This is a genomic window from Paenibacillus sp. FSL H7-0690, assembly GCF_037980415.1.
In the GTDB taxonomy this organism is placed as follows: Bacteria; Bacillota; Bacilli; order Paenibacillales; family Paenibacillaceae; genus Paenibacillus_AQ; species Paenibacillus_AQ odorifer.
Genome location: NZ_CP150281.1, coordinates 4,638,480 through 4,657,163 on the forward strand (window position 1 = coordinate 4,638,480; position 18,684 = coordinate 4,657,163).

General features: G+C 45.8%; 13 protein-coding genes. All 13 read right to left on the reverse strand.

Annotated features, from left to right (window positions below):
• Window positions 1–63: 63 nt before the first annotated feature.
• The 13 genes from MHI32_RS20455 to MHI32_RS20515 all read right to left on the reverse strand — a co-directional run bounded on the left by MHI32_RS20455 (window position 64) and on the right by MHI32_RS20515 (window position 18,654).
• Window positions 64–1,086, reverse strand: a complete 1,023-nt coding sequence (locus tag MHI32_RS20455; RefSeq protein WP_036685687.1) for a substrate-binding domain-containing protein — start codon at window positions 1,084–1,086, stop codon at window positions 64–66.
• Window positions 1,083–2,912: a sensor histidine kinase gene (locus MHI32_RS20460; RefSeq protein ID WP_081393952.1), complete on the reverse strand. Its 1,830-nt coding sequence runs from the start codon at window positions 2,910–2,912 to the stop codon at window positions 1,083–1,085. Before MHI32_RS20460 ends, MHI32_RS20455 begins: the two co-directional genes overlap by 4 nt.
• Before the next feature lie 2 nt (window positions 2,913–2,914).
• Entirely contained in the window at window positions 2,915–4,567 is a 1,653-nt protein-coding gene (locus tag MHI32_RS20465) for a response regulator (protein ID WP_076183962.1), read from the reverse strand.
• Between the two features lie 194 nt (window positions 4,568–4,761).
• Window positions 4,762–5,226 carry a GNAT family N-acetyltransferase gene (locus MHI32_RS20470; protein ID WP_232061416.1) on the reverse strand — a complete coding sequence of 155 codons (465 nt, stop codon included), beginning with the start codon at window positions 5,224–5,226 and terminating at the stop codon, window positions 4,762–4,764.
• Complete coding sequence (gene purT / locus MHI32_RS20475; protein ID WP_076183965.1) at window positions 5,216–6,406, reverse strand: formate-dependent phosphoribosylglycinamide formyltransferase; 1,191 nt, start codon at window positions 6,404–6,406, stop codon at window positions 5,216–5,218. Before purT ends, MHI32_RS20470 begins: the two co-directional genes overlap by 11 nt.
• Before the next feature lie 149 nt (window positions 6,407–6,555).
• A complete protein-coding gene (locus tag MHI32_RS20480; RefSeq protein WP_340010704.1) occupies window positions 6,556–8,592 on the reverse strand; it encodes a dynamin family protein in 2,037 nt (678 codons plus the stop codon).
• A 70-nt stretch (window positions 8,593–8,662) separates the two neighbouring features.
• Window positions 8,663–10,237 carry a dynamin family protein gene (locus tag MHI32_RS20485; protein ID WP_340010706.1) on the reverse strand — a complete coding sequence of 525 codons (1,575 nt, stop codon included), beginning with the start codon at window positions 10,235–10,237 and terminating at the stop codon, window positions 8,663–8,665.
• A gap of 343 nt (window positions 10,238–10,580) precedes the next feature.
• Complete coding sequence (locus MHI32_RS20490; RefSeq protein ID WP_036676334.1) at window positions 10,581–10,847, reverse strand: hypothetical protein; 267 nt, start codon at window positions 10,845–10,847, stop codon at window positions 10,581–10,583.
• Between the two features lie 32 nt (window positions 10,848–10,879).
• Window positions 10,880–11,560, reverse strand: coding sequence for an endonuclease III (nth, locus tag MHI32_RS20495; RefSeq protein ID WP_036676333.1), 681 nt, complete (start codon window positions 11,558–11,560; stop codon window positions 10,880–10,882).
• 312 nt (window positions 11,561–11,872) lie between these two features.
• Entirely contained in the window at window positions 11,873–14,605 is a 2,733-nt protein-coding gene (locus MHI32_RS20500; RefSeq protein ID WP_081387837.1) for an S-layer homology domain-containing protein, read from the reverse strand.
• Window positions 14,606–14,692: 87 nt separating this feature from the next.
• Window positions 14,693–15,352, reverse strand: a complete 660-nt coding sequence (locus MHI32_RS20505; RefSeq protein WP_340010707.1) for a GerMN domain-containing protein — start codon at window positions 15,350–15,352, stop codon at window positions 14,693–14,695.
• Between the two features lie 116 nt (window positions 15,353–15,468).
• Window positions 15,469–16,911 carry an N-acetylmuramoyl-L-alanine amidase family protein gene (locus MHI32_RS20510; RefSeq protein ID WP_340010709.1) on the reverse strand — a complete coding sequence of 481 codons (1,443 nt, stop codon included), beginning with the start codon at window positions 16,909–16,911 and terminating at the stop codon, window positions 15,469–15,471.
• 150 nt (window positions 16,912–17,061) lie between these two features.
• Entirely contained in the window at window positions 17,062–18,654 is a 1,593-nt protein-coding gene (locus MHI32_RS20515) for an N-acetylmuramoyl-L-alanine amidase family protein (protein ID WP_340010710.1), read from the reverse strand.
• Between the last annotated feature and the right edge of the window lie 30 nt (window positions 18,655–18,684).

Sequence of the window (18,684 nt, forward strand, 5' to 3'; positions counted from 1 at the left end):
CCCAAAAAACGAATACCTCCCATTTTAAGGATGGCATTCGTCTTTTCAAAAATAAACCGTCCACTATCTGACGAAGGGAAATAACAATTTCTGATTCTCAGGCCACAGCATATTGTCCAAATCAATGAGTTTAGTGCCCGTATCGACACGTTCAGGAACATCCATTCCTTCGATTACCTCAACGGCATGTTTTACGGCTAAATACCCGTTACTAAAAGGATTTTGGATTACGGTCGCTTGAACCGTACCCTCCTGCAGCAACTCCATCATTGACGGGGAGCTGTCGAACGCAACCATTTTAATATTATGCAGCCCTCGGCTCTGGATAGCTTTTGCCGCCCCCTGTGAAGCTGTCTCATTCAAGCTGGCGATCCCGCGAAGATTTGGATGTTTCAGCAGCATTAACCGTGTCAGCTCTTCAGCATCACTAATACTCGAAGTGGTATAAGAAATCTCTACTACCTGTATGTTCGGATATCGGGCAGCGTAATTTAAAAATCCCTTTTCCCGCTCCTCCGCGTCCCTAGCACCATATTCAATGCCGTTTGAAGACTCCTGCTCCGCCCCCAAAGATGAATTTGTGAAGTTAATGATGCCGACCTCCCCGTATCCATTTAGCAGCTGAATGAGTCTTTCTGCAGACTTTTGTCCCGCTTCATAACCGTTTGAACCCACATAGGCTCTTACTCTGGCCGAACCGACTTCTGCATCCACAGACAATACGGGAATCTTGGAATATGCCGCCCGATCAACCACTTGTGCAAGTCCCATATAGCTACTGGCAGCTAAAATAATAACGTCCGCTTTTTCTTTAATGGAGTCCTCAACCATTCTGACCTGTTCCGCAATATCACTCTCAGCATTCGGAGCTTTGAACGTTAGTTTCACATTAAATTCCTGTGCCGCGGCTTCTGCACCCAATCTAACTGTATTCCAATAGTCACCTTTGTTCATTTTTACAATAAGATGAATATTGCGGGTTTTGTTCGTGTTGATATAATTAGGTGCCGAATTAAAACAAGAGGTGATAGTTGTCCATAACACCACACATACCAGCAGGGTTAGCCAAAAACGAACGATTCTCATACCGATGTCTCATCCTCCTCATGTCCAGGATTGCCCTCGCCTGCTGCGAGTGCCGGGAAGATAAGAGTAACCGTAGTGCCTTCTTCAATTTCACTTTCAAAAGAAAGACCATAATCACGCCCATAATACAGCTCAATACGCTCGTTTACATTTCTAACGCCTACCCCGGAGCCATGCATACTCTTACTGCTACCAGTCAAAAGAACCTTCATAGTCTCCTCGGACATTCCCAGTCCATTATCACGAATGCGGATGATGACAAGATCATCCTTCAGCTCCGCTTGGATCGAAATAAAACCTTCATCAGGCATCATTTCAATCCCGTGATACAGGGCATTCTCCACAATAGGTTGTAAAATTAGCTTAATCGTCTGACACTGCAGCACTTCATCCTGAGCCTCGATCTCGTAGCGGAACTTATTTTTGAACCGAAAACTCTGAATCACAAGGTAATGACGAACATGATCAAGCTCTTCCTGCACGGTAATCATATTATTCCCTTTACTAAGACTAATCCGGAAAAACTTCGATAAGGACTGAATCATCGTGACTACCTCCTCAGTCTTGCCGCGTTCAGCGAGCCGGATCACAGAATTCAGGGTATTGTACAGAAAGTGCGGATTGATCTGGGATTGCAGTACTTCAAGCTCACCTTTACGTTTGGTTTCCTGTTCATAAATAATCTGATCCATCAGTTGGCGGATACGTTGCAGCATAAGGTTAAACCGTTTGGACAGCTGTTCCACCTCATACGCCCCACTGACATCTATTCGGGTGTTGAGATCCCCTTCGCCCACCTGCTGAAGCGTCCGTTCCAGCTTGCGGATAGGGCGGGCAATACGTGCAGACAAAAAGACAGATACAATAATTACACATAAAATGACTACCGCTAAAAACCAGGATAAAAAAGTGTTTAGATCACGTTTGGTGGTTACAATCTCATCATAATAAGCCACGCCCACGATCTTCCAGCCTGTCTGTTCCAGTGTTCTTACGGTGATAAACCGTTTTTCACCCGTAGACTCATCCAAATAGCTACGAAAAGCATATTCCAGTACTGGCTCCACATTCTCATATTTTAAGCCAGCGTAAATCAGCTGCTGCTGGGGATGGTACACAATATTTCCTAGCTGATCGAGGATGTAAGCGTATCCTCTTTTGCCAAGCTTAACCTGCTTGCTCAGCTCATCAATGGTTCGAAAGTTAAAATCCATCAGCAGGATGCCGGTTTTTAAGACTCCGTTCTCCTTATATTGAATTAATTTGCTGATAGACACGACCCAGATATATTGACCTTTGAACAAATTCTGAATATGAGGTGCGGAATAGGAGAGCTCTGATGTTCTTTGCGCCGTCGTAAACCAGCTCTGAGTCTCCAGCTGTGTGTTGCTGCGCAGCTTCTGACCGGGTGTACCCACGACATATTTCCCCTGTGGTGTAAAAACAGCCGCCGAGACCAGATCCTCTCTGCTCCCCATTAGCATAGCCATTCTTTCCGTCAATAAAGCGGAATCCACGGAAGGGCTATTCGTAATCTGCTCCTCCGCTGTCTCAAAAATATTGCGCATTCCCTTAACATAAAGACCCAGATTGTAATTCACTTGCTCAATGATCTGCTGCATATTCATATTGGCATTCTCTTCTGCGGTCTTGGCAAACTTGTTGTACAGCATAAGGCTGACAACGACAGCTACCAGCACGGCAACAGATGTAAAAGTGAGTGTAATCGTAACTTGAATGCTTCGGAGCTTGGAGGACAACCGACGTTTTCCGCCTTTGGGATGCTGCGGTCTTAGATGAAAGGAATAAGGTTTATCCTTCAGCATCTTTACCCTCCTCTGGAGCTGTTTTTATACTCTTTAGGAGATTGGCCATATTTTTTGCGGAAACAAAAGCTGAAATAGTTAGGATCGGCAAAACCTATTTTTTCTGCGATTTCAAAAGCCTTCAGCTCCGTGGACCGCAAAAGTTCCTTGGCTGCCTCTAACCTAATTTGCAAAAGATAACTAACGAACGTCATTTTCATTTCCTTCTTAAAAATACTGCTAAAATAGCCGGTACTTATATGTAAATGCTGACAAACCTTGCCGATAGAAATATCAGATTCAACATAGTGGCTGCGTATATATTCTTTAGCTTCATCAATAAGCAGCTTATAGGAAGATTGACGTTCTAATGCAATCGTATCCATTAAACCGCTACAGACTGCAATAATCCATTGCTTGGCTTCGGCCATACTATTAAATTTATTGATGGCAGTTAGCGACGAAATACCAGAACCAATATACTTTGCAGCCTCACTGCCGGATTCTTTAGCCACTCGCAGGATAGATGTAAAAATCTCCAGCAAAAAAATCTGATAATCCTGTGTAGACACCTGCTCTGCGTCAAGACCGGCAAATAAATCCTCAACAACCTCTTTGAGTTCTTGCACCGTACCTAGTTTAATCGTCCGGATTAAGGATTGCTGGGTTAGTTCATCATAGGTTAGCAGTGTGCTGGAACGTGACTCAACGTCCTCAATCCAGATCACCCGGTTATTGCCGAGAATAAGCCGATAATCTAATGCCTGCAAGGCATCCCCAAAAGAATTAAATAACAAAGCAGGCGATGAACAGACCGTTCCGGAGCCTGCCGTGACCGTCAGCTTCAGAAAACGCTGTACGTTCTGGCGGATTTCTTCAAGAAGCTCAAAAGTCTTTCCAGTGATATCAGTTTCTTCCCCTTCTTCATGGATTGTGAGCAATACGACCTCATCACGATGAATAAACACCCTTCCAAAACCATGCTTCGAGCATATTTCTTCAGCAATATTCAGCACAGCGAATAGCTGTAAATTCTTTTCACCAGTGTCTCGTAAAGAAATTTGTCCGCCTGTTGCACCCCCAGCAGATTCCCGCTCAGGACGAATATAATCCACACTAATTACCGAAGCCTGAAACCACCGTCCCGTTAATTTTATACCATATTCAGTGCTTTTCTCAGCAATTTCATCCGTACGCAATCTACGCGAAATAAGGGACGATAAAAATTGCTCCCTTAACACAGGCAGACTTTTCCGGTAATGCTCACTGAGTACAAATACATTTTCTTTTTCTGCAATTTCAGCCTCGATAGTGGCTCTAACCTTAAGCAATACTTCAATTAATTCCTGTGAAGAGAACGGTTTCAAAATATACTCATCAATTTGCAATTTTATCGCCTTCTGAGCATATTCAAATTCATCATACCCAGTCAAAATGATAATCTTAGTGTTAGGATGATGACTACGAATCCATTCAGCCAGCTGAAGTCCATTCATAAAAGGCATTTGGATATCGGTAACTACCACATCCGGCAGCAAACGGTCTATGGCATCCGCAGCTTCCCGTCCATTCTCCGCCTGCTCGACAATCTCAAATCCGTAACGCTCCCAGTCAATCTGCCCGATAACGCCTTCCCTAACGTCTTCTTCATCTTCAGCAAGAACTAGCTTATACATGTCTCATCCCTCTTTGGAAACGTTTTAGATGTCATAAGTTTTATTGTATATGATTCAAACCAATCCATCTATGGTTAAGTTATTTAAATAGTTTTAGGTATTAATATATTAAATACATATAAAAAAAGAGTTCCAGAGCAAAAAAAAACCATCCCGCCGTAGCTGGGATGGGGATGATCGGTAACCTATAAGTATTATAGCAACGCTTTGTTAAAGCGATAGCCTGCTGTCTTTTCGAAACCGATATGACGATAAAAAGCATGTGCCGGTGCGCGTTCTACGCGGTTGCCACTTCTAAGGAAAAGCTGACAGCAACCTTGCTCACGTGCCCATTCTTCTGCTGCGGCCACAAGTCTTTTACCGAGTCCGTTTCCTCTGAGTTCTTCTGATACGATAAGTGCAGTAATCTCAGTGATACAATCTGTCTGTTTGTAATACGAGCTTACCTGTCTAAGGCCGATCATACCCACAACTTCATTGTTCAGCTCTGCTACAAGTGTGCATTGGAGATTGCTGTTCTCCATGCTTTCCAGTCTCTCTTTCATCACGCTTAGCGTTGTTGGATAGCCGAATTCCCGCAGAAGCGCCGTAACTCTCTCCAGATCATTCAAGCCGCATTTGCGAATTTCCAGTACAGGTGCCATGGTACTACTGTTCATCCTCATATACCTCCACTTTTAGCATAGACGCCGCCTGCTTGGCTATCGTCCGCGCGATTTCCACATCTTCCGCCGCACTTAACGCTACTGCCATCCGCCGACCAGGACGAACTTCCGGTTTACCAAATACGCGAACCTGGGTCCTAGGCAGTTCCAAAGCTTCACCAATTCCGGTCACAGCAAAGGCTCGTCCTTCTCCATCAGCCTTCAGCGTAGCTGAGGCACCAGGTGTCAGCAATTGTACTGACTGGACAGGAAAACCAAGAATAGCTCTGACATGCACTGCAAATTGAGATAAATCCTGCGTCGCCATCGTGACCATCCCCGTATCATGGGGTCTAGGTGACACTTCACTGAACAATACGCCTCGATCTGTCAAAAAAAGTTCCACTCCAAAAATACCGAAACCTCCGAGCTGATCCGTTACTGCTTTTGCAATAGATTGCGCTTCTTCAAGCAGCTCTGGCTTCATAAAGTGAGGCTGCCAGGATTCCACGTAATCTCCATCCTTCTGAATATGTCCAATAGGTGGACAAAATACCGTACCAGACACAGATCGCACCGTCAAAAGAGTAATCTCGCTCTCAAAAGTAACAAAAGCCTCCACGATAACCCGTGTTCCTTTAGCTCTCGCTCCAACCAAAGCAGTGTTCCAGCAGTTTTCTGCATCCTCAGGGCTTTTGCATACGCTCTGACCCTTGCCAGAAGAACTCATAATCGGCTTAATGACACAAGGAGTGCCTAGCTCGGCTATAGCTTGTTGCAGCTCTTCCAGACTATCCGCAAAACGGTAATCAGCAGTTGGCAGTCCAAGGTCTTCAGCCGCAAGACGACGAATCCCTTCTCTGTCCATGGTCAGCCGAGCCGCCCGCGCCGTCGGAACAACGAAAAAGCCTTCTTCTTCAAGCTCTTGAAGAGCATGAGTGGCAATTGCCTCAATCTCCGGAACAATGACATCCGGTTTCTCAGAGCGAATCAGCGCTTTCAGCGCCTCTGCATCCAGCATATCAATTACATGTGAACGATGAGCTACACCCATCGCCGGTGCATCGGTATAACGGTCTACAGCTACGGTCTCTACGCCAAGGCGTTGAGCTTCAATTATGACTTCCTTACCCAGTTCCCCGCTGCCCAGCAGCAACAGCTTGCGGCTTTGAGCTGAAAAAGGAGCTCCCCACATTGTCGATTCCAACCTCTTTCGGCAAATTGACTGTCTCGTTTTTATGAATTTCAGAAAACGTAACAGTTTCATTGTATATTTTCAGGCTTCTTTATTTTCATCCATCATACGCCAGATTGCAAGTGTTCTTCGACATTTTCCTACAAACTTCACAGAACTTTGTCGACTTTATCAACGAAAGTTTGTTCTAGACGTGATAATTGGTGGCTTATTTGGCCCCAATGATCTGCAGTCTCACCCCCTTTAAGGAGATCTAACATCGCTTTCTCTTGCTCCGCAAGCCCTTCTTGCAGGCTTTCGGCAGCAGATTTTAATTCTCTGCTGATATTCTCGACGTAATGAGCGATTAATTTTTCCTTCTGCTCTGCCGCTGCAAGATTAACCGCTTCTTTCAAAAGCGGCTCTGCCGCACCTTTGACCAACTCCCGCCCAGTTCCCTCAAAGAAATAACGCGGGGATTTGAAATGGCCCCATAAAGCGGACCACTGCACAGGCTGAAGCTGGCATTCCAGATCCTTAGGAGATGGCCAAGCCTGCTCCTCATTCTCCATAAGATGAAATTCCTCCGTGGAAAAGAGTAGCTCTGTAGCTGCCGCTTCAGCAGCTTCATGTACAAGCCTGCGTCCCGTGCTCTCTAGCCGCAGCGTTGTTGCCCATAGCTCTTGCTCAAGCTCGCGCTGAGTAGTACGTATTAGTTCGGCACCACAGGCAGAGAAAATGGCTTTTAAATTCCCTGCATCCTCACGCAGTAAGGAGGGATGAAAAGATTCCTGAAAATTTCTGTTGAAGGAGAAGCTAATCCGCTGGCACACATGATAGATCAGTTCTTCACTTTCATGAATAAGATCTCTGCTAGGACGTTCCTCAGTCTCCAAAAGAGATAACCGCTTCATGGCGAACTGCCGCCTTTCCTGCAGTTCTTTTAACCCGGCTTCACGCTCGTTCGCCGCCTTGGAAGCCAGATTCTGCCATTCCTCAGCCCGGCGCCGAACCGATGCGATGCTCTCAGCAGCTGCGTTAAGTGAAAGCTGTGGAAGCTCATCACCAGCAAAGCTGGATAATGCTTGCTCAAATTCATTGAAGCGGGAGGTTTCATAAAGATCGTGATTATGTTGAGTTTTAGCTTCTAGAGCAAGCAAGCTGGACAAAGCATAGATTCTCGGAGACCGCAAACCTCCGGCACGCAGATTTTGAACGACATGTGCTTTAACCTCATCTAGTTCTTCTTCGCTTGAAGCGAGATCGGAGGCATTAATAATAAAGAACATTTTATCGAGAGAAAAGCTATCTTTAATGCGGCCCAGCTGGGCCAAGAGGCCGCGATCCGCCTTCGAAAAGGCGTGGTTATAATAGGTCACAAAACAGATCGCATCCGCATTTTTCATGTAACTAAAGGTTACGCCAGTGTGGCGTGCATGCAGTGAATCTGCTCCTGGTGTATCTACGAGCACAATCCCGCTCTCCGTCAAAGGACAGGCATAATATAGGTCAATCCCTTGCACGAAGCAAGCCCGGGTCTCTTCCGCAACTAGGTTTCGATATTCATCCAAATCAACCGTCCGCACCGTTCCTAATAGCGGCTCAGCTTCAGCCCAACCGGATGCTGCGGCTCTTAGAAATCCTGCATGCGGCAGCGCAGAGGGGTGAATTCCCCGTGTTGGCAGGCTCGCAAGTACTGCTGTCCACGTATCCTGTTGCGGCTCTCCAAGCTGCAGCACGCTGAAGGAATGGCAGATGTCATCCCAGAAATCCGCCATGCTCTTCATCGTTACAACCGCGCTGGCATGGCGGAAGTCTCCTTCCGGAGCCAATATGCGGTTAACTGCGGCCGTGGCAGGGTGTGGCGACACGGGCAGCACTTCTTCGCCGAGCAAAGCGTTGGCGAAGGAAGATTTGCCTGCGCTGAACGCACCGAACAGCGCAAGGGTAAAGCGGCCGCCGGCGAGATCCTCCGCCCGTGCGGCCAGACTGCGCGCCGCCGATGCCATCGCTGGCTCGCGGCGCAGCAGCTCTGCCGCAGCCGCCAGCGCGTCAGCGGCTGCCGAGAGCCGGCGGCGTCCGCCCGCCGGCGAAGCCGTTCCCGCCGCCCAGCTTGCGGCGGCGGCACTTCCAGCCGCGGCGCGTTCGCGCGGCTGGGTCGCCCGCGGTGCGGCGCTCTGCGCAGCCGCACGCGGGGTGACCCTCACCTCCGGCAGGATGCCGGGGGTGAGGGTCCGGCGCGGCGGCAGCAGCGCCGCTAGCTCGTGCGCGCGGGCGTCAGCCGCGCGGTCCAGGCGGCGCGCGGGCAGCGCTCGCCTGCCGCGTAAGGGCCTGATCGCGGCGCTGGAGTTCCGCGCGCTGCTCCTCGATAAGCGATGGCAGCTTCGCCAGCAGCTCATCGCCAACTAACAGCGCAGCGCGGCGGAATTGGCTCTTCAGATCTGCCGCAAGTGTGCGGCAGAAATTGAGCAGCGCCTCGCCGCTATTCCCCGTTCCCGGCTTAACTGCAGCCGCCAGCCATTCCTGGCTCACAGCCGGGAACCCTTGCTTCAGAGTCGTCTCTGCCTCCTCTGCCCACAGTCCGAGATTCTCCGCCCATTGACGTACCAGCTGAATCAGATGCCATTCCAGCTGAGCGGAAACCTCTCGGACCAGTAATCCTTGCCAGGCATCCAGTCGTTTGCCTTGCTCCTTCTCCCGCCGTCCGGCTGTAGAGAACAAACCTAAGCGGAAGCCTGGGCTGACACTCTCCACATAGCTCCCTGCCGCCTCTCTAACATCCGCAGGCATTAAGTTAGCATTATTGAGTAAGGCATCAAGATCACTTCGCAGGCTAGCTCGTGATTGCTGAGGCAGCTCCTCAAGCAGTGCCTTCTCTTCTTCCAGCGATTTCAGCTCTTCCATCACAACTGTAACCTCTGCACCCTCTAGCTCAGCTAAAAAAGTTTCCCGTTCCTCCTGCTGGTCTTCACGGAACGCGGTTAGCGAAGAATCTGCTGTATGATGAAGGGAACGTGACAAGCTATATTGAAGCAATTGTTCCCTGTGCTCCAACAGCTCTGTTATAAGGTTCAGCAGATTATCCCAATGATTCAGTGGATGCTCTTTCATTTTGAGTGAGGTAAACAGAATCCCCGCACAATGAATCCCCCACTGCTCAAAAGCATTTTCAAGCTGGCGTTTATATTCTTCAATGGAAATTTCTTGTTCTCTGTGCTTGTCTATCTGATTAACAATAAGATAGAGCGGTTTGCCCCAGTCACTGAGATTTTTGGCAAAAGCCAAATTATTCTCTGACTGAACATGGTTATAATCCATAACATAAAAGACGACATCAGCTAAATGCAGCGCGGAACGAGTGGCCGCCTGGTGGCCATCATCCGTCGAATCAACGCCAGGCGTATCCAATAGAACACCATGCTTCCCTAGAAGAGGAATCTCATTCCAGACTTCAATCGCGGAATATTCTCCGCCATTTCGACAATATTCCTGTAATCTTTCTGGTGTTGTCTCTACAGGGGTAGATTCATTTCCACTTCCCTCAACCCTTGGATAGATAAGCACTCGTGGAGCCCCGCTGCGAATAGAAACAATATTGGCACTAGTCGGCACAGGTCCGGAAGGCAACACTGAGCTGCCGAATAAAAGATTAATCATGCTGGATTTCCCTGCCGAGAAATGCCCACAAAAAGCAAGGGTCAGTTCATTCCCACCCTCTTTATTTTGTAAATCTTCATATATTCGTTCAGCACTCTCATCGCCCCAGTGGCGCATTAAATCTTTCAGCCGGGAAAGCTGCGATGCTGTTTCACTTAATGTTTCTCTCTGAATTCTAACCTGTTCCGCTCCCACAGACATTCCACCTCCACAGTTACCTTCTAATCATGCACTGATCTTAATCCATTCATGAATACTGATTTAAGCTCTTTTTTATGCAAAACTTATATAGGTGCAATTTCTGAACTTTAGCGCGGAACATTTTTTATAAATAATAATTACAGTTTATCACCAGTTTGACACAAATTAAATACACACTACTTACAAAATAACCTATCATCTCCTACGAAATGATACCAAAAAAGAAGCGAGGTTGTCGTCCTGTAAAGCCAACAGTCGTTTCTCGTAGAAATATAAGGATATTCAATAAAAAAGGAGCCAGCCCCAAGGGCCGACTCCATTTCAGGTCACTTCTCAATTATGCAGTTTCCAAAACAGGCAACAGAATTTCAAAAACTTTTCCGTGCTGCAGAATAGTCAATCCACGAGATTTGTCTCTCATTACGACAACCTCTGGTTTTACAGACATACGCTCCAGATAGTGCTCAGGCACATCACCGGAATGACTGATCGTAATGCCCTCTACTTCTTGCTCTTCATTTTCTTCCAGCGGGCTTTCCACTACGCGGTCAAAAATATCCGAGAATACCTCAAAATTATCTGTGTATACAGAAATGCATTTCATCTCTATCCCATCCTCTTCTTCAACTCTAACTTTTAACTTTTTGGCGTATGATCTTTAGCTTTCCTGACGACAGCCGTTTTCATACGTTTTTTGCCCTCTCGACATACATCAAGGAGCGGACAAACCTGACATTTTGGATTCTGAGCCTTACAGTGATATCGTCCGAAAAAGATTAGCCGGTGATGCGTGAGCGTCCATTCATCACGTGGCACAGCCTTCATCAGCTTTTTCTCCACTTCAAGCACAGAATCTTTCCAGCCTGCCAATGCAAGTCGTTTAGCAACCCGCTCCACATGAGTGTCCACAGCAATGGCAGGAACTCCAAATGCGTTGGATACTACTACGTTAGCGGTTTTACGACCTACTCCTGGCAACGTTACAAGTAAGTCATGTGCCTCAGGCACTTCTCCGCCATACTGTTCTATGAGTATAGAGCACAGGCTTTGGATATGCTTAGCTTTGTTACGATATAAGCCGATGCGCCGGATATCCCCCTCCAATTCCTCCAGCGGCACAGAAATATAATCGATGGGGGCTTTGTACTTTTGGAACAGGTCCTCGGTCACTTTGTTCACCGTTGCATCCGTACATTGGGCTGACAGCAGCACCGCTATTGTCAATTCAAAAGCGTTACTGTGATTCAGCTCACAATGTGCATCCGGAAACAAATCTCCAATCGTATCCAAAATGTGGCGGACGTCTGCAGCTTTCATAGTGTCCCCTCCACGGAGCAAAAACGCTCAGAAAATTCTACGAGCGTCTCACCTCAAATGTTAGAAATATAAGCAAAGTATGTATTATAACGTATGGATTCATACATTTCAACACATACGATACTGGCATTATATTTCAAGTATTAACGCCTGGATTGTCCTAATAAGAACAGTAAGCGTTTAAGCGAGAAATATAAGACATACAGTATAGGAGCAATACTTATACTTTCTTATATTTCAAAAAAAACGTCTTGACGCAGGTAAAGCCCCCTGTGTCAAGACGGTGATTCACTCAGAAATCCACCATTGCAACTATTGTTTCACAATTTCAACCAAAATATCATTATTGAAATACATTATAATATTATCATTTTCTTTCAAAGATTGCACGGATAAAGTCGAATCTCCCTGATGAATATAAACATTAGCAGGAACAAAAAATTGATATTTATCGTTCAAATTAGGTCTCTTCGTCACCAATGAGTTTGTTGCACTCTCATAACGTGAGAATGTTCTACTGAGCTGAGACATAATACGAATCGTTGTAGATCCATCCGGATCCTTGCGAATCTCTACTCTGTCCCCTGCCGTCAAGTTGCTAAGAGCAGTCGTTGTCGAGCCGTCACGAATGATTTTGACTCCTCCACTTACCGCTAAGGTCTGTGCAGCTCCAGCATAATCCTTCACGACTACGCTATTCCCAGCGGCATCTACAGAACTTACCTGACCTGTTGTGAGCTTAACTGCTTGAATAGCCAGCGGTGAGCTACCATCAAAGGTCACATTAAGATAATCTCCCGCTTTTAAATCCGTTAGCTTAATGCTCTCACCAGCTTCATTGGTCAACGGGATTGCCAAAGTATTAATATCACTGGTTCCCCCATTCCATTTGATGCCCAAACGGTTGGTTCCAGAATTCACGGTTGCCGCTTCAACTTGCAGCACAGTCTTCACTTTCAATACCGCTATCAGATCCTGACCTGTAGTCAGTGAAGCCGTTACATTGCTTCCAATAGGAATATCACTTAGGGAAGGACTAGTCTTACCAAAGAGATCAACAAGTTGCGGATAAGGCATCGTTAAACTTTGTCCATCATTAAGCTTCAAAACAAGAGTTTTCGACGTAGAATTAACAGCTGTTAAAGTTCCTTCGTACTTTGTGACAATTTCCAAAGACAAAGCCCGCTGTCCTATTGCCTTCAGATTAACTTTGCGGTTCTCGATAAGTTTCGCACCCATATTAGTTAAGTTAGGCAATGCACCTTCATAAATCAGCTTTGTTTTCTCATCCAACTGAACCACATGGGCTTTTTTGCTGCTGTCCATAACTGTAAGGAGCTGTGTTTTGCTATTATAATCCACAATTGTTGCTCCACTATACTGCTCAATTTGGCGGCTTAACACTTCAATTTTGGTAACTTGATCGCTGCTGTTTAAGGTAACCTGAATCTTGTCCCCACCTACTGCATCAGCAATAAGATCATCAGCTACTGCTCCACTCATGTTCGGAATAACAATCGTCGGTTTAGTGCCAAGCAGTTTAACCTCACGATTTCCGTCTGCTTTTTTGTAAACAACTGTGGAACTAGTCAGCTCGGTAAGTACCCCCTCAACTGTCCGTTCAACACCTTCCGTCACTTCTACAGTGCGGATCACATTATCTTGAATCGTATATTTCACCGCATTACCTGTCTTCAAATCTGCAGGTTTCAGCACTGATGCTTGGGAGCTGAATAATGAAGTCTCATCTTCCCATTTAAAAGTTTCTACTGTACCCGCGGTATTTTTGAAAGTAATGCTTTTGCCAGTAAGATCTACACTTTGAATGGTGCCTGTTGTTGTTTTGTTAATGACCCCTGAAGTCACCTGAACCTTCACTACTTTATGCGAACCACTGTACGTTTCACGTTGCAGTGAAACTACACTGTCTGTTACCAGCGAAGCAGGTTCAATTCCAGCTCCATTTACATCCACAAAGGAAGTAGTCTCATCGTAGTAGTATTCAGTGAACCCTGTTGGTGACTTTAACCAAAGCTTATTACCTGGAGCTACCATGGCAAAGTTTCCTGACAGAGTCTCTACTTGTTGTGTAGGGTCAGTCACTTCAACATAAGCCGCGTTATATGTCGCGCCAATTACAGTAACCTTAGTGTAGGGTTGGACATCACTTAGATTGATTCTGCTTTCAGAAGCACTTGTGTAATAAGCAGTGCTTGCTCCCAGGGTATATGTAGAAGTCTTTCCGTTGTTATAAACGGATAGTTTCCCATCTGCTAATTGACTGATCGTTCCTGATACCGTGTTGTCGTATTCAACCGTATTGTGAGCTTCAGCACGACTGAAAAAAGTCGCCAATTGCGCACGTGTTACAGCACCTTGCGGATCAAAACGATTGCCGTCAAGTCCGTTTGCTAGGCCTAAATCAACGGCAACGTTGATGTAACCACGTTTGTTGGCAGACACTTTGGTATCATCCGCAAAGCCTGTTGGCTCACTAGCGGCCCCTGCTGCATCTGCGCTTTTTCCAAGGGAGCGGATTAACAGCTCCGCAATCCATTCCCGGGATGCTTTACGCTCTCCCCAAGAAGTCTTCAGATTATCTGGAGCCATTTCGGTTGCTTTATCGAGTAATCCTTGTTGAAAAGCTAACACAACATAATCCTTGTAATAATTCGTAACCTTAAAATCTGTAGGCAATGCTACCGCAGAAGAAGCATCCACTTTATCCTGCAGCTTCATAAACCGCAGGGCCATAAGCACTGCTTCCTGCTGAGTTACAGAATCACCCGGACGGAACAATCCATTATTCCCAACCACAATTCCTTGTGAAGCGAGTTTATAAATATGTTTTTCAGCCCAGAAGCCTGTCTTCACATCGCTAAAAATCCCTACAGATTGTGTAGTGGTTGATGTCGGTGTAGTGGCAGCTGTGTCTGCAAACACTGCACTTGCACCACCAAAAACCATAACACCAGCCATAACAGCCGACACTGCTTTATTAGAATAAGCCTTCAATGGACGTTTTGACCTTTTTTGCGCGGACAATAGATTATTCCCCTCTCTATGACTCAAATAAATAGTATGTTTAAAAATTCGTCAGCTAGATGCCTAATTCCTTTGTTGCATAACCAATTAAGAATTATCTCTAGTCATAGGATGCAATAGATCCACATGGCCCATTAGACTTTCTACCTTTTCACCATCAACTAAAACTTCGATACTCTTTACTTCCGCAAATTGAAAATAAGTTTTGGCAAGTGAAGTAATGGCAAAGGATTCTCCACCCGCACCAAGCTGAGCTTCATCTGGTTTGTGAATATCCATTACGATTTGACCCTCTACAAATTTTAATGATTTCAGTTCAATTTTTCCCCATAAAGGTATAAGATCTGTATTTTCACTACTTTGCAGTGCTTTGAACGTTTCTGTATATTTCTCAACATCGTCAGAGTAGTTAATCGTAGTCTTAGCAGGCACTAAATCCATAATTTGCGAATCAGTGTAATAAACTTCAATACTCTGGCTTTGCTTTTGTGTCTCATTTTCTACCGGCTTCGAAGACGGCTGAGTTTCTGCATTAGTATTATCTGCTGTCGGTTGCGGAGTGCTAGCCACTTCGGTTTCCTGATCATCAGATGGAGCTGGGGTACTTTCTCCCGCACCACTTACAACGTTTGTAGTATCTTGCTCCACTCCATTAGCAGGAGCTGCAGTAGGCTTATCTCCACAGCCAGCTATCACTAGTAGAAGCAGCGCAGCAACCCCAACCATAGTCCATTTTTGTTTAAACATTAATAAACGCCTCCTCTAGATGAATACGGGCAGACAGGTACCGCAAAACCACTTCTTGCCTTTTTATTGATAAAAGCAGAAAGCTGACTTTGCGGCGCTCGTCTGCCACTGGTCTGTTATTTTATACCCAAATATTCCTTGATCCCACTCACTATTGAAGCAGCAACTTTATTTTGTAATGCTTCCGTAAAGAGCAATGTCTCATCCTTCTTATTGCTAAGGTATCCTACTTCAAGTAGAACAGCAGGCATTTTCGTTTCACGAATGACATGGAAATTCCCGTATCGTACACCGCGATCACTAAGCCCTGTAGCCTCAACAAGATACTTATGCATTACTTTCGCTAAGGCCTTACTGGCTTCCCGCTGATAATACGTTTCTGTCCCGCTTGCCGCAGAAGATGCGGAACTGTTAGCATGTACAGAAATGAATAGATCTGCTTTTAAATTATTAGCCATAGCCGCTCTATCCTTGAGCTCCAAGAATGTATCGTCACTGCGTGTCAGTACGACATCGATATTACTTTCTTTTTTCAGCAATGCTGCTGTCTTAAGTACTATAGCTAAATTAAAATTCTTTTCGTATTTTCCTGTTACTCCTACTGCACCAGAATCTTTGGCTCCGTGCCCCGCATCCAGTACTACGAGCTTCTTGCCATCATTACCTGGCTGTGTTGAAGTATCATCCGTACTTTCTGCATTCAGGTCAATGATAACCAACTTAGAATCCGTCCCAGATACGCTGATGTTATAATTCTTAGGATAATTCAAATCAATTACAAAACGTACAGTATAAGGATTGGAGCTATAAAGCGAATACCGGACACCTGATACATCAGGATAATCCTTCACTTCCAGTTTACCATTCAGATCAGGATCAAGAACTTGTCCCGTACCAAACAGATCTGAGAAAGTGGCATTAGGAAAATCAATAACTAACCGATCCGGCCCTGTCATTACACTTACTTTTGGCTCGGAATTACCTTCCATCGCAACGCTTAAACGATTCTCACTAAAGCTCAAACCATTTATCATGGTTAAATTTTTAGTAGGATCTACCGGCGGAACAACAACTTCAGATCCACCATTTCCAGAGTTCCCATCAGAACTGCCGTTTTCATTTGAGGATCCTGGGGTAATAAGATACACGATCTTCTTCGCATTATCCCAAGTGACGGTGAGACCAAACTGCTCACTTATGAACCGTATAGGTACAAGTGTCGTATCACTCCGCAGGACAGGCGCAGTGGTAAGCTGTACTGTTTTGTCATCAACCGAAGCTGTCTTTTGATTAACAATAAGTTTGATGACCTTCCCTTGCTGTTCAATCGTCACCGTTTTGCTTTTTTGATCCCAGCCCACGGTATAACCAAGACTCTCGGAGATCAATCTCAACGGTACCATGATAGTATCATTCACATTTTCAACCGGTACTTTTTGCCCTGCAGTAATCTCTTTGCCGTCCAGATAAATCTTGCTATTCGCGGCAGCAGCATGTCCATGCTCAGGCAAAACCAACACAAAGAGCAACAATAACAACATCAAACTGAATTTCTTCATTCTTCACCTCTAAGAATCTAGTATTCGCCTGTGAATGGCGATCGTGGTGCCCCTGTCTCCGTCAACCTCAGACCTCTATTAGACGCTGGTAATCTATAAAGGTTGCGAATATATTCCATAAAAATTGAGAAATCTCACCAACCGCAAGTGTTAAAGCCCCAGATATTCCTTAATTCCGGCAACAATTTCTCTCGCTAATTTCTCTTGAAGCTGCTCACTATACATCGCCGATTCATTTCCTGAATTTGTAAGATATCCTACCTCTAGCAAGACTGCTGGCATTGTGGTTTCCCGTGTAACATGAAGGCTTTTCGTACGAATCCCGTTGTCTTTAAAACCAGTAGCGGCTAATAAATGCTTATGCATAATCTGAGCAAGAGGCAGACTATCACTGCGAGAATAATAGGTTTCACTGCCATTTATTTTATCTCTATTTGGATATCCAACCTCTAGCGAATTCGCGTGCACTGAAATAAAGAGACTCGCTTTAGCAGCCTCCGCAATTTTCACGCGATCCTGAAGCCCCAATGTAGCATCGTCAGTTCGAGTAAACACCACGTCAACTAATGCTTCCTGCGTTAACAGCGTTTGTACTTTGCGGATGACGGCCAGATTGAAGTCTTTTTCCAGCTTACCTGTGAGACTGACAGCTCCTGATTGAGTTCCGCCATGACCCGCATCTAGAACTACAATTGGCTTACCTAACGTTCCATTAGCCCTTGTGGTGTTGCCTCCGTTGTTAGTTACATTCAAATCAATCGTAACCAGCTCGGTGCTTTCATCCGTACTAAGCTGGTACGGTTGATTTCCAACCGTTTGAATTACGAATCTGACAGTGGAAGGACTCACACTGAACAGTGCATAACGGATCTCAGAAACGAGCGGGTAGCCGGCAACGTCCAGCTTACCTTGTGGACCGCCAGTGGTGGTAACACCCGTAAGACTTCCAATGAAATTCGGATCGAACGCAGCACCCGGAAAATCTACGACGATTCGATCAGGGTTGCTCATTTTTGTAACGTTTGGCTTAGTAGCCCCCGACACAGCGATAATAAGTCGGTTCTCAGTGAATACTGCCCCGTTTACTAGAGGGCCTGTTGGAATTCCTGCTGTGCTTCCCGGTGCCGTAGTTGTTTGTGGAACTGGTGTCGGGCTGGGTGAAGTTACTACACTGCCAGCAGTTGTCCCGTTGTCACTTCCCGGCGTAGCACTTGGAGTTGGAGCAGGTGTATTAGTTGCTGTTGGATTGGTAGTATTCCCCTCAGGTGTCATTGCAGGATTGCTAACTTGTCCACCTGTCAAATAGACGGTTTTATCAACATTATCCCAGCCCACCTTTAAGCCGAACTGCTCGCTTACGAAACGAATTGGAACAAGTACTGTGCCGCCACTCTGCTTAGGAGCTGCATTTAAATCAAATGTCACCCCATCTGCATCAGCTGTTTTCCGTCCTACCGCCAGCTCAATGCTTTTACCATCCTGGTGAACGGTTACTTTCCGGGTCTGCTGCTCCCATAACACCTCGAATCCAAGATTCTCTACTACCACTCTGACCGGAATCATAACGCTACCATTTACATTTTCGAGTTTAATTCCTTTTGGCAAAGCAAGTTCCTGATTGTCCATAATAATTCTGCCTGTGCTGCTACCAGCTGCGGCAGCTTCTTGTCCGGTGGATGTTAAAAATAATAAAGGCAGTAACAAAAGCAGCAATACACGAAGCCCAGCTCTTCTCATTCTCATTTTCCGCTCCTTCTGCAAGTAATAGATCCT